Source organism: Arthrobacter sp. Marseille-P9274 (genome assembly GCF_946892675.1).
Lineage (GTDB): Bacteria > Actinomycetota > Actinomycetes > Actinomycetales > Micrococcaceae > Crystallibacter.
This window is the reverse complement of record NZ_CAMPOV010000001.1, coordinates 587574-599046: the sequence shown is the minus strand read 5'-3', so window position 1 is coordinate 599046 and position 11473 is coordinate 587574. Positions and strand designations below refer to the sequence as shown.

The window sequence follows — 11473 nt, the reverse complement described above, 5'->3', positions numbered from 1 at the left end:
TTCGACGCGGCCGGCCCGTCCAGGGCCTGCCGCTCCCAATCCACGGGAGACAACGATGTCCAATACCACCCAAACGAGCGGCCCGTCCGCGAACGACGCGACCGCCGAAACCGCGCAGCAGGCCCCGGCCGCGAAGCTGCCGGGCGTGCACTACCCGGGCCCCCGCGGCTTCCGGATCACCAGCATGCCCGGCGGGATCTACTTCGCCCTCTTCGGCCTCCTGCTGGTCGCGGCCCTGACCGGGAACCTGCCGGACACGATGATCGCCGGCTTCGCGGTGACCATCATCTTCGGCGGGCTGCTGATCTGGATCGGCAACCTCTTCCCGGTCGTGCGGGACTACGGCCTGCCCACCATCCTGTGCACCTTCGTCCCCGCCACGATGCTGTTCCTGGGCCTGATCCCGGAGAACGCCGTGACGGTGGTGCAGAACTTCGTGGACGGCCACGGCTTCCTCGACTTCTTCGTCGTCACCATCATTGCCGGCTGCATCCTGGGCATGCCGCGGGCGCTGCTGCTCAAGGCCGGCCCGCGGTTCGCCGTGCCGGTGGTCGGCTGCCTGGTCGCCACCTTCGGGCTGGTCGGCCTGCTCGGCGCCGTCACCGGGTTCGGGTTCCTCGAGGGCATCCTCTTCATCGCCGCCCCGATCATGGCCGGCGGCCTGGGCCTCGGCGCGGTGCCGATGTCCGAGATGTACGCCGCCCGCACCGGCGGCACCTCCGAAGCGTTCATGGGCGACCTGATCTCCGCCGTCGTCATGGCGAACGTCGTCTGCATTCTCATCGCCGGCATCTACAACGGGCTGACCAAGCGCGGCACCCAGCTGTTCGTCGGCTTCAACGGCCACGGCCAGCTGCTGCGCGTGAAGGGCAAGTCCGAGGACCTGACCATGCCGCCGGCCAAGGACGTGTCCTCCTTCATCTCGCTGGGCAAGGGCCTGGTCATCGCCGGCTGCCTCTTCGTCCTGGGCCAGCTGATCGGCGCCTACCTCCCGGCCCTGCATCCCTACGCCTGGACCATCATCGCCGCGGCGGCCATCAAGATCTTCGGCCTCTTCCCGAAGGAGCTCGAGGAAGCCAGCTCCGAGTGGGGCGACATGATCTCCAGCACCATGGTTCCGGCCCTGCTGGTGGGCGTAAGCATCACCTTCATCAACATCGAGGAAGTGCTTGCCTCGCTGAGCAACCCGATGTTCATCGTCCTCACGGTGGCCACCGTCATCATCGCCACGCTGACCTCGGGCCTCCTGGGCTGGCTGGTCAAGTTCCACTTCGTCGAGGCGGCCATTACTCCGGGCCTGTGCATGGCGGACACCGGCGGCAGCGGCGACGTCTCGGTGCTCAGCGCCGCCAACCGCATGCACCTGATGCCCTTCGCCGCGCTGACTAACCGGGTGGGCGGAGCCCTGGTGCTCTTCCTGACCTCGCTGCTGGTCCCGCTGTTGGCCGGCTGAGCGGCAGCAAAACAACCATAACGACGTCGGTGCCCCGCCTTCCCAAGGCGGGGCACCGACGTTGTTGGTTACCGGGATCGCGCTGCTGCGCTTGGTAATGCCTACTCGGGCAGTTCCAGGGCCGGGCTCTCCTGGCGCAAGGTGCCGCCGCGGAAGAACTCCGGCCGGCGGCGCCGCATCCAGAGCATGACCAGCAGGCCGAGGGCGATGATGCCGACGCCGATCACGAAGACCAGGCCGACCCCGAAGAGCTCGGAGCCGCTGCCGAACGCGGGATCCCAGCTGTCCACGGCCGTCTGCAGGAACACGACCACCAGGGCCAGCCCGCCCAGCAGCGGGAAGACGAAGCGGAACCACAGGTTGCGGGCGCTGCTGAACGCGGTGCGGCGGAAGTACCAGACGCAGGCCAGCGCCGTGAGGCCGTAGTAGAAGCAGATCATCAGGCCCAGCGCCATGATGGTGTCGTTCAGGACGTTGTCGCTGACGAACCGCATCAGGGCGTAGAACCCGGCGGAGATGGCGCCGGCGACCACCGTGGCGAAGACCGGGGACTTGCTCCGGGCGCCGACTTTGGCGAAGCTATCCGGCAGGGCCTTGTAGTAGCCCATGGCCAGCAGGCTGCGGGCCGGGGAGATCATGGTGGACTGCAGGGACGAGGCACAGGAGGAGAGCACCGCAAGCGAGAGCAGGATGGCGAACGGGCCCATGACCGGCCCGGCGATCGCGGTGAAGACGTTCTCGGAGATATCCGGGTTGTTCAGACCGAGCCCGGTCTCCCCGGTGCCGGCGAACATCACCGTGGCGACGGACCCGGCCAGGTAGATGGCCAGGACGGCGACTGCGGTGATCGCGGCGGCCGCCCCAGACGTGCGCCGGCCATTGGTGGTCTCCTCGTTCACGGTCAGGCAGACGTCCCAGCCCCAGAAGGCGAAGATGGACAGCGACAGGCCCAATGCGAAGGCGGAGAAGGACTCGATGCCGAACGGGTTGAACCACTCCCAGCTGAAGGCCAGCGGCTCGGTCCCGGGGACGCTGCCGATCCGGCTGAGGGCGCCGACGGTGAACCAGGCCAGCACGCCGAGCTGGAACGCGACCAGGATGTACTGGACGTGTTTGGTGGTCTTCATGCCGCGGCAGGAGACCCAGACGGCCAAGGCCATGAAGGCCAGGCAGGTCAGGACATTGACCGGCTTGTTGGCCGCCAGCTCGGCGAGGGATGCGTTGCCGGTCAGCTGGGCGAGGAAGAGGTAGAAGAAGTCGACGGCGACGCCGGCCAGGTTGGAGAGGACGATGATGTTCGCGGCGAGCAGGCCCCAGCCGCCCATCCAGCCGATGAACGGCCCGAACGCCTTGGTCACCCAGGTGAAGGTCGTGCCGCTGTCCGGCGAATCGGCGTTCAGCTCGCGGTAGCCCAGCGCGACCAGGAACATCGGGATGAAACCGACGATGAAGATGGCCGGGAGGTACGGGCCGATGGCCTGGACCGTGGGGCCGAGGGTGGAAGTCAGCACATAGGCCGGCGCGATCGTGGAAATGCCGAGGACGACGACGGCGAGCAGGCCCAGCTGCCCGGCCGCGAGGCCCTTTCCGCGCTGCCGGTTCGGCGGCGCTTCGGAGGGGGTGTGGGTGGTGCTCATGGGCGGGCCTTTCGGGACGGGCGCGGCTGCTGCTGCGTGATGCAGTGGATGCCGCCGCCGCGGGCGAACAGTTCGCGGGCATCGACGCCGACGACCTCGCGGCCGGGATAGGCGCCGGCCAGGATGGCGAGAGCCTTTTCGTCTGCCGGGTCGTCGAAGGTGCAGGCGATGACCGCGCCGTTGATGACCAGGTGGTTGATGTAGCTGTAGTCGACGAAGCCCTCGGCGTCGCGCAAGGTGTGCGGCGCCGGCACTTCGATGATGTTCCAGTCCCGCCCCGCGGCATCGGTGGTGCCGGCGAGGCATGCGACGATCTCTCGGCTGACCTCGTAGTCGGGGTGCTCGGGGTTGTCCTGCATGTGGACCAGCACGGTTCCGGGGGAGGCGATCGCCGCGACGATGTCAACGTGGCCGCGGGTGCCGTAGCGCTCGGAGTCGCGGGTCAGTCCTCGCGGCAGCCAGATGGCCTTGGTGGCGCCCAGGGTGCGGGCCAGCTCGGCCTCCACCTCGGCCTTGCTGAGGCCGGGATTGCGGAACGGATCCAGCTGGACGGTCTCGGTCACCAGCACGGTGCCTTCGCCGTCCACCTGGATGCCGCCGCCCTCGTTGACCAGGAAGGAACCGATCCGCTCCGCGCCGGCGAGCCCGGCGATCCGGGCACCGATCATTGCGTCCTTGTCCCAGCGGGCCCAGTCCTGCTGCCCCCACCCGTTGAAGACCCAGTCCACGGCACCCAGCCGCCCGCCGTCGAAGTTGTTGAGGACGAAGGTGGGCCCGATGTCCCGCATCCAGGCGTCGTCCAGCGGGGCCTGCTCCAGCTCGACGGCGGGGGACAGGTAGGTGCGCGCGGTGTCCGCGTCCTTCGGCTCCACCAGCATGGTGACCGGCTGGAACCGCGCGATGGCATTGGCGACGGCGGCCCAGGTGGACCGCGCGGCGTGGGCCTGCTCTGCGGTTTCGCCGAGCGTGTAGCCGCCGGGCGGGAAGGCCATCCAGATCCGTTCCTGCTCCGCGGTCTCGGCGGGCATCGTCCAGCCCATGGTCAGGCTCCCGCCTGGACCGGGGCCGCGGCGGGCGTACCGAAGGGCTCATCGCGCCGGACCGGTTCGGCGAGCCGGGCGTAGGTGTCCGGGCGGCGGGTGGCCAGGAACGGGAAGAGCGCCAGCCAGTCCCGCCGCTGGTCGAGGTCCAGGTCCGCGACCAGCACGGCGGATTCGTCCCGCGGGGCCTGCACGAGGATGCGCCCGTACGGATCGGAGATGAAGGACGAGCCGTAGAAGGTGTTGGTGCCCTCGTTGCCCCAGCGGTTCGGCGCGACCATAAAGAGGCCGTTGGCGATGCCGTTGCCGACGATGACCTGCTGCCACAGCGGCCGGGTGTCGAAGTCCGGGTGGTCCGGCTCGGAGCCGATCGCCGTCGGGTACACCAGCAGTTCGGCCCCGCCAAGCGAGTACATTCGGGCGACCTCGGGGAACCATTCGTCCCAGCAGGTGGGCAGGCCGAGCCTCGCGCCGCCGAGTTCGGCCGGGGTGTGGACCTGGTAGGCGTCCGCGTCGGCCGGGCCCTGGCGGAAGTACTGGTCCTCGTAGTAGCCGGCGGTCACCGGAATGTGCAGCTTGTGCGTGCGGGCCACCAGTTCGCCGGACGGGGAGACGAGGATGGCCGTGTTCAGGCCGAGCTCGTCCTCGGTGCTGTCGGCCCGCTGGTAGAGCGAGGCGTGCACGCAGACGTTGTTGGCGCGGGCCGCCTCGGCTGCGAACGCGAACGTCGGCCCGGTCAGCAGGTCCTCGGCCAGGTCCGCAGCCCGTCCCCGGGGGAGGGTGTCCGCCGGGTAGCGGGAGAGCGTTAGTTCGGGGAGGAAAACGACGGCGGCGCCCAGCGCAGCGGCGCGGGCGATGCCTTCGTTCAGTTCGGCTATCGTATCGGCGGGGTCGGGATGCCAGCGGTGCTGGACGAGGCCCACCCGCAGCGGCGGCCGGCCGCTGGCCTCGGTGCGGGCGGGGGAGGCGGGCGGATCCAGCCGGGACAGTTCTAGCATGGCGAGTTCTCCATGGGACGCAGATCACAAATGAACAAGATTCATTTATACAGGGCTGTGGGCCGCAGCACAATAGGTAAATGAATGACGTTCTTTTCTCCGAAGCTCCCGCTGGTCCGACCGGTGATCCGGCTCAGGGCGGGACATGGGTAGCTTCGCGTTCGCTGGTCGGTCAGGAATCGAAGCCCATGCCGATGGCGTCCATCGCCTTCAGCCACAGCCCGCGCCGGCCCTGGTTTTGGTCCGCCCGGACGAGGGCCGCCGTCGTTGCCTTGACGCCCAGCCACGCGAGCGGCTCGGGCGGGAAGGGCAGCGGCTTGCGGCGCACCATGGCCAGTTCGGTGCGTTCGGTCGGCGTGCCGCCGAGCAGGTCCAGCATGACGTTCGCACCGAAGCGGGTGGCTCCGACGCCGAGCCCGGTGTAGCCCGCGGCAAAGGCAACCCGCCCGCTTTGGGCCGTGCTGAAGAACGGGAAGAAGCGGCTGCAGGTGTCGATCGCCCCGCCCCACTGGTGGCTGAACTTCACGTCGCCGAGCTGCGGGAAGGTGGCAAAGAAGTGCGCCGCCAGCCGCCGGAAGGTCTCCGGCCGGTGCTCGTACTCGGGCTTCATGGTGCGGCCGAAGCGGTAGACCGCGTCGTAGCCGCCAAACAGGATGCGCGTGCCGCCGGCGGGGTCGGTGGCCAGCCGGTAGTAGTGGAAGCGGTTGTCCAGGTCCGCAAGGCCCTGCCGGTTCTGCCAGCCGATGGCCCGCAGCTGCGCATCGGAGAGCGGTTCGGTCATCAGGGCGTAGTCGTAGACCGGCACGATGTGCAGCCGGGTGCGCTTGAGCAGCGACGGGAAGACATTGGTGCCCAGCGCCGCCTGGCTGGCCGTGACCGTCCCGTGGTCGGTGGCCAGTTCGACGGCGTTGCCTGCCCTCCGCAGGCTCCGCACCGGGGTGTGTTCGAAAATTTCGACGCCGGTTTCCAGGCACGCGCGCTGCAGTCCCCAGGCGAGCCGGGCCGGATTGAGCATCGCCGTGCCCTTCCTGTCCCACAGACCGGCACGGAAGAGCGGGGACGCGACTTCCTTGTGCACGGCCTCCCGGTCCAGGAAGACCACATCCGGGCCTGCGCCGCCCTCCTCCTTGAGCCAGCCGACGTGGTGGTCCGCCGTCGCCACGGAGAGCGTGCCGGTCCACTCGAAGCCGCAGTCGATCCCGTACCGGGCCACGGTGTCCGCGATCTGCTGCAGGTTCTCCCGGCCGAGTCCGCGCAGCCGCGCCGCCTCCTGCGGCAGGTGCTTCTCTCCGTTCGCGTCGCCGTGCGTGAGGCTGGCTTCGCAGAAGCCGCCGTTGCGGCCGGAGGCGGCCCAGCCGATCCGCCGGCCTTCCAGCAGCACCACCCGGCGGCCCGGGTCCCGCTCCTTGGCCATGAGCGCGGTCCAGAGCCCGGAGTAGCCGCCGCCCACTACTGCCAGATCGGTGCGGGCGTTGCCGGCCAGCGGCGGCAGCGGCTCGGGGCGCGCCGGATCGTCCAGCCAGAACGGCCCGGCGGAGGCCCCGGCCAGGGCGGCCGCCGTCTGCGCGCGCGGGACCAGCCGTTCGGCCTGCTCGTAGGTGGTGCAGTTGGCGCGGCCGGCCGTGCTCATGCCGCCGCCCCCGACCGTTCGCGGCTGTGCACGATGCGGCCGCCGACCATGCTCAGGGCCGTGCCGACGGTGTGCAGGTCGCCCGGGTCCAGTCCGAACGGATTGCGATCCAGTACCACCAGGTCGGCGGCCTTCCCTGGGAGGATGGCACCGCCGTCGTCATGGCGGTTCAGCCAGGCTGAACCCGCCGTGTAGGCCGAAAGCGCGGTCTGCAGCGTGACAGCCTCGGCGGGCACCAGCGGCGGCGCGTCCGGGTAGGCCGGGTGCGTGCGGTTGACCGCTACGTGGATGGCCTGCCACGGATCCGGCGTGGAGACCGGCCAGTCGGACCCCATCGCCATCCGGGCGCCGCCGGCCAGCAGCGAGTGGAACGGATACTGCCAGCCGGCCCGTTCGGCGCCGATCAGCGGCAGCGTCATCTGCAGCATCTGGTCGTCGTTGCAGGCCCACAGCGCCTGGGCGTTGACGGTCACCTCAAGGGCGGCGAAGCGGGCAATGTCCTGCGGGTGGATGATCTGCAGGTGGGCCATGTGGTGCCGGCCGCGGAAGCCGCCGGGCGTGCGCGGATTGCCGGCCCGGAGATGTTCGATGGCGCCCAAGCCCTGGCGCACGGCCCGGTCGCCGATCACATGCATGTGCAGGTCGAAGCCGGCTGCGTCCAGCGCCGCGGAGACCTTCGTGAGCACCTCCTCGGGCAGGTACAGCAGGCCGCGGCTGTCCTCGTCCTGCGCCGGTGCGCGGCCGCCGGGTCCTTCCGCATGCTCGCAGCGGCAGGGGCGCAGGTAGGGATCGAGCATGGCGGCGGTGCGGTTTTCCGGGACCCCGTCCACCATGATCTTGGCGCTCGTGCTGGCGAAACCTGCCTCGCGGTTTATCCGCCGCCGCTCCTCGAAGTTTGCGACCAGCTCGGCGGTATTGTCCGCCGTGGTGCTGCGCGGGACCCAGAGCGCGCCGGTGGCCCGCCCGGTCAGCTGGCCGCGAGCGGCCAGGCTGCGGTAGGCGCTGCTGGCGTCCGGATAGCCTGCATAGTCCCCGAGGATCGCCTCCTGCCAGCCGGTGACGCCCACCGAATGCAGGTAGCGCTGTGCCTCGAGCAGCCCGGCGCAGAGATCCGCGTCGGTCAGCGGCGGCAGGCAGCGGCCGACCAGGTCCATGGCGCCTTCGTGCAGGGTGCCGGACGGAAACCCGTCGGCGTCCCGGTCCATCCGGCCGTCTGCGGGATCCGGTGTGACGGCGTCCAGTCCGGCGAGCTCGAGCGCGCGGGTATTGACCCAGGCGCTGTGGTGGTCCGCGTTGATCAGGTAGACCGGGCGGTCCGGCACGACGACGTCGAGCAGGTCGCGGGTGGGGTAGCCGGTGGGGAAGTCCGCCTTGTGCCAGCCGCCGCCGGTGATCCAGGGCTTGTCCGTCGACGCGGCGCAGCTGCGGATGCGCTCCAGTACGGCGTCCAGCCCTGACACTTCGGAGAGATCGCAGCCGAGGCGCTCCACGCCGCCGTAGACCGCGTGGACGTGGGCGTCCGTGAAGCCGGGAGTGAGGAGCCGGCCGCCGAGGTCCACGGCTTCCGCAGCGGTCCCGGCAGCGGCCCGGACCTCGGCGTCGCTGCCGACGGCGGTGATCCGGCCGTCCGTGACGGCCACGGCCGTGGCTGTTGGATGGAGCTGCAATCCGTCGAAGATCCGGCCGGAGTGGAAGATCCAGTCTGCACTCACAATGTCCTGCTTTCCCGATGCGGTGGCGTCGATTGAGTGAGTCTTATCGAACTGAAAGCCGCTTTGATTGTCAACGGTGTTGACTCCCCCAGGGTTGTGAGATGAATCACATTCATTATGAGTTGTCGCCCAACGCGGGCTGTGGAAGTGTTCTGTCAACGTTGTTGACAGTGCTGTTGACTCCATCGGAAGGAAGGACCACCATGTCCCGCACCTCGTCCCTGACGGCTCTCACGCCTAAAGTCGTTACCGGTTTCCTGGGAACCTGGGTTTTGGCGCTGCTGGCCGCCAACCTGGTTCCCGTCCTGATCGGCGCCCTGGTGGCCGACCTCGGCATGTCGGTCGGTGCGGCCTCCACCTTGGCGACGGCGATGTCCCTCGGTACCGCCACCGGCATCTTCGCCACCAATAAGTTCGTTGCCCACGGCGACCGGCCGAGGATTGCCAGGGTCGGCCTGGTGGTCATGGCATTGGGCTTCGGTGCAGGCGCGGTGATCTTGGCGGAGCCTGCTGTGGTCATCGGCGTGGTTCTTGGCGGCATCGGGGCGGGAGTGGTGGTGGCGACGGCGACCGCCGCCTCCGCCGCCACCCGGGACCCGGATAAGACGGTCAACACCGTGATGATCGTCAACCGGTTGGCTGCTGCGGCACTGCTGGCTATCGTTCCGTTCCTCGGCAGCGACCTGCGGAACATCCTGATGATCCTGGCCGCGCTGGGCCTTGCCGGGCTGCTGGCAGCCGGTGGATTGCCGAACCTGCCCATCGAGGCTGCGCAGAAGCCGGCCACCGAGCGGCGGTTCGGGTCCAAGGCCGTCATCCTCGCAGTGGTTTTCGGGGTCTGGAGCATGACCGAGGACCTGGTCTATGCCATCTCCGGCGTGATCGGGATGGAGAGCGCCGGCATGAGCCTGGACAGCGTCTCCTTCGTTATCTCGCTCAGCGTCGTGGGCGGGTTGCTGGGCGCCCTCGCCTCGCCGCTTGCGCTGAAGCTGCTCGGCCGGTCGGTGGCCGTCGTCGCCATCATCACCATCGGCTCCCTTTGCAAGTACGCCGTCCTTACCGCGGGCTCGGCCGCCGTCCTGTCGGTAGGAATCGTGCTGGCCGGCACCATGTACGGCGCTGTGCTGGCCCTGGTCTTCGGCCTGGCCGCCCGCATGGACCTGTCCGGCCGGGTCGGAACCCTGGTCATGGGCGTCTACATTGTCGGCGTGGCCCTGGGACCCGTCATCGGCGGCAACCTCATCGGGCTGATCAGCGCCCAGGCGCTCGGGTTGGCGATCGGCATCCCGAGCCTGGTCCTGGGAGCGCTGCTCTTCTGGATTTCCCGCCGCAGCGGCGTCTCGGAACGCGGCGGCGAACTGGCCGTGGCAGCCGAAGGCCGCGAGGGCCAGCCGACCTTGGCCGGGTGACCGCCGCCGGCACCGGCCGCGGATGACGTGCGCGGCTACAGTAGGATGACTGCTCGGCGGACAGGAGGCAAGCGATGGCAGCAACCGGAACCAGCACCCAGCGGCAGAGGGCCAAGGGCCTCTCGCGCGAGGTCATCATCGATGCCTGCCTGCAGTTGGCCGACGAGTCCGGCAGTTCGGCGCTGACCTTCCGCCGCATTGGGCAGCTGTTGGGTGCCGATCCGACGGCCCTCTACCGCCACTTCAAGGACAAGGACGAGCTGCTGCTGGCGCTCGCGGACCGGCTGATCGGCGAGGCACTGAAGGACTTGGAGCGGGAGGGGTCATGGCGGGCCACCATTAAGGATCTGATGGTACGGGGCCGGCGGGCATACTTGGCCCACCCGCAGGTGGCGGCGCTGGCCGCGGTGCGGGTGACGCGGCAGGAATCCGAAATGCAGTTCATCGAGACCATGCTGGCCACTTTCCGCCGTGCCGGATTCGGCCCGGAGGAGGCGGTGCGGATGTACCGGGCCTGCGGCGACTTCATGCTCGCATGGACAGGATTCGGTGCGGCGTTGAAGTCGCTGGGGGAGAAGTCGGAGGCGGATAACCGCGCCTGGGCGAAGGCTTATGCCGAAGCACCAGCGGAACGCTTCCCGAATGCCTCGGCCTCCGCCGCCGCGATGGCCGGGATCAGCGACGAGGACAACTTCGCTTTCGCCCTGGACCTGCTGCTCGATGGCATCGAGGCCCGCCTGCTCCGTTCCTGAACATTGGCCTGGCTCGCGCTGGCTCCGCGGCACCGTAGTGCAACAATCGGGGCATGACACCTCTCGGCGAGGCCCACCGGTCCGCGGCGGCGAACGTGCTGTCGCCCGCGGCGCTGGACTGGCTCAGGGACGGTGATCCGTCGATCCGCTGGCAAGTGCTGCGGGACCTCGCGGACGCTCCCGCCGCCGAGGTCGAGGCGGAGCGTGCCCGGGTGGCGGCCGACCCCGCGCGGCGGCGAGCCGGAAACCTGCGAGGCAGGCATGGCGGTCCTGCTCTCCGCCGGGTTGGGGTATCTGGGCGGGGAGCCGCAGATCGAACGGGCGGTTCAGTGGCTGCTGGGGGAGCAGCTGGACGACGGCGGGTGGAACTGCGAGGCGCGGCGCGCCGGTTCGCGCCACGGGTCCTTCCATACCAGCATCTCGGCCCTGGACGCACTCACCGAATACCGGAACGCGGGCGGGCAGCAGGAGGTGGACGCCGCCGTCGTCCGCGGGCAGGAGTTCTTCCTGGCGCACCGGCTCTACCGTTCGCACCGGACGGGGGAGCCCGCGAAGCCCGCGTTCCAGCGGTACCCGTTCCCGCCGCAGTGGCACTTCGACGTCATGCGCGGGCTGGAGCACTTCCGGACCTGGAACGTGCGCGACGCGCGGCGGGAAGAGGCCGTCGACGTGGTGCGGCGGGGCCGGAAACGGGACGGCACCTGGCACCGGCACAATCCCTACCCGGGGAGGTACTGGTTCGAGCTGGAACCGCCCGGGCCGAGCCGCTGGGCGACGCTGCGGGCAGCCCGCGTGCTGCGGTGGTGGGACGGGCCGTAGTAAGCGGCGGAATAGGGGGGGGC

9 protein-coding genes are annotated in these 11473 nt (G+C 69.5%); 4 read left to right on the top strand and 5 right to left on the bottom strand.

The window, feature by feature from the left end; all coding sequences use genetic code 11:
* Nucleotides 1-55 precede the first annotated feature (55 nt).
* Nucleotides 56-1453 carry a 2-hydroxycarboxylate transporter family protein gene (locus OC550_RS02720; protein ID WP_262103767.1) on the top strand — a complete coding sequence of 466 codons (1398 nt, stop codon included), beginning with the start codon at nucleotides 56-58 and terminating at the stop codon, nucleotides 1451-1453.
* 101 nt (nucleotides 1454-1554) lie between these two features.
* On the opposite strand, the gene OC550_RS02715 is transcribed toward OC550_RS02720, so the two are convergent.
* The 5 genes from OC550_RS02715 to OC550_RS02695 form a co-directional block, all read right to left on the bottom strand.
* Nucleotides 1555-3090 carry an APC family permease gene (locus tag OC550_RS02715; RefSeq protein ID WP_262103766.1) on the bottom strand — a complete coding sequence of 512 codons (1536 nt, stop codon included), beginning with the start codon at nucleotides 3088-3090 and terminating at the stop codon, nucleotides 1555-1557.
* On the bottom strand, nucleotides 3087-4130 hold the full coding sequence (locus OC550_RS02710) for an agmatine/peptidylarginine deiminase (protein WP_262103765.1): 1044 nt from the start codon (nucleotides 4128-4130) through the stop codon (nucleotides 3087-3089). Before OC550_RS02710 ends, OC550_RS02715 begins: the two co-directional genes overlap by 4 nt.
* A 2-nt stretch (nucleotides 4131-4132) precedes the next feature.
* Nucleotides 4133-5128, bottom strand: a complete 996-nt coding sequence (locus tag OC550_RS02705) for a nitrilase-related carbon-nitrogen hydrolase (RefSeq protein ID WP_262103764.1) — start codon at nucleotides 5126-5128, stop codon at nucleotides 4133-4135.
* 172 nt (nucleotides 5129-5300) lie between these two features.
* Nucleotides 5301-6758: an FAD-binding oxidoreductase gene (locus OC550_RS02700; protein ID WP_262103763.1), complete on the bottom strand. Its 1458-nt coding sequence runs from the start codon at nucleotides 6756-6758 to the stop codon at nucleotides 5301-5303.
* Nucleotides 6755-8470: an amidohydrolase gene (locus OC550_RS02695; protein ID WP_262103762.1), complete on the bottom strand. Its 1716-nt coding sequence runs from the start codon at nucleotides 8468-8470 to the stop codon at nucleotides 6755-6757. Before OC550_RS02695 ends, OC550_RS02700 begins: the two co-directional genes overlap by 4 nt.
* A 203-nt stretch (nucleotides 8471-8673) precedes the next feature.
* Between OC550_RS02695 and OC550_RS02690 the strand changes: the two genes are divergently transcribed.
* The 3 genes from OC550_RS02690 to OC550_RS02680 all read left to right on the top strand — a co-directional run bounded on the left by OC550_RS02690 (nucleotide 8674) and on the right by OC550_RS02680 (nucleotide 11450).
* On the top strand, nucleotides 8674-9879 hold the full coding sequence (locus tag OC550_RS02690; RefSeq protein WP_262103761.1) for an MFS transporter: 1206 nt from the start codon (nucleotides 8674-8676) through the stop codon (nucleotides 9877-9879).
* Between the two features lie 74 nt (nucleotides 9880-9953).
* Nucleotides 9954-10631, top strand: a complete 678-nt coding sequence (locus OC550_RS02685; RefSeq protein WP_262103760.1) for a TetR/AcrR family transcriptional regulator C-terminal domain-containing protein — start codon at nucleotides 9954-9956, stop codon at nucleotides 10629-10631.
* Nucleotides 10632-10835: 204 nt separating this feature from the next.
* Complete coding sequence (locus OC550_RS02680) at nucleotides 10836-11450, top strand: hypothetical protein (protein ID WP_262103759.1); 615 nt, start codon at nucleotides 10836-10838, stop codon at nucleotides 11448-11450.
* Nucleotides 11451-11473: the final 23 nt, after the last annotated feature.

Coding starts and splice junctions, on each gene's coding strand:
- OC550_RS02720 (WP_262103767.1), top strand. CDS start 56: ATGTCCAATACCACCCAAACGAGCGGCCCGTCCGCGAACGACGCGACC.
- OC550_RS02715 (WP_262103766.1), bottom strand. CDS start 3,090: ATGAGCACCACCCACACCCCCTCCGAAGCGCCGCCGAACCGGCAGCGC.
- OC550_RS02710 (WP_262103765.1), bottom strand. CDS start 4,130: ATGGGCTGGACGATGCCCGCCGAGACCGCGGAGCAGGAACGGATCTGG.
- OC550_RS02705 (WP_262103764.1), bottom strand. CDS start 5,128: ATGCTAGAACTGTCCCGGCTGGATCCGCCCGCCTCCCCCGCCCGCACC.
- OC550_RS02700 (WP_262103763.1), bottom strand. CDS start 6,758: ATGAGCACGGCCGGCCGCGCCAACTGCACCACCTACGAGCAGGCCGAA.
- OC550_RS02690 (WP_262103761.1), top strand. CDS start 8,674: ATGTCCCGCACCTCGTCCCTGACGGCTCTCACGCCTAAAGTCGTTACC.
- OC550_RS02685 (WP_262103760.1), top strand. CDS start 9,954: ATGGCAGCAACCGGAACCAGCACCCAGCGGCAGAGGGCCAAGGGCCTC.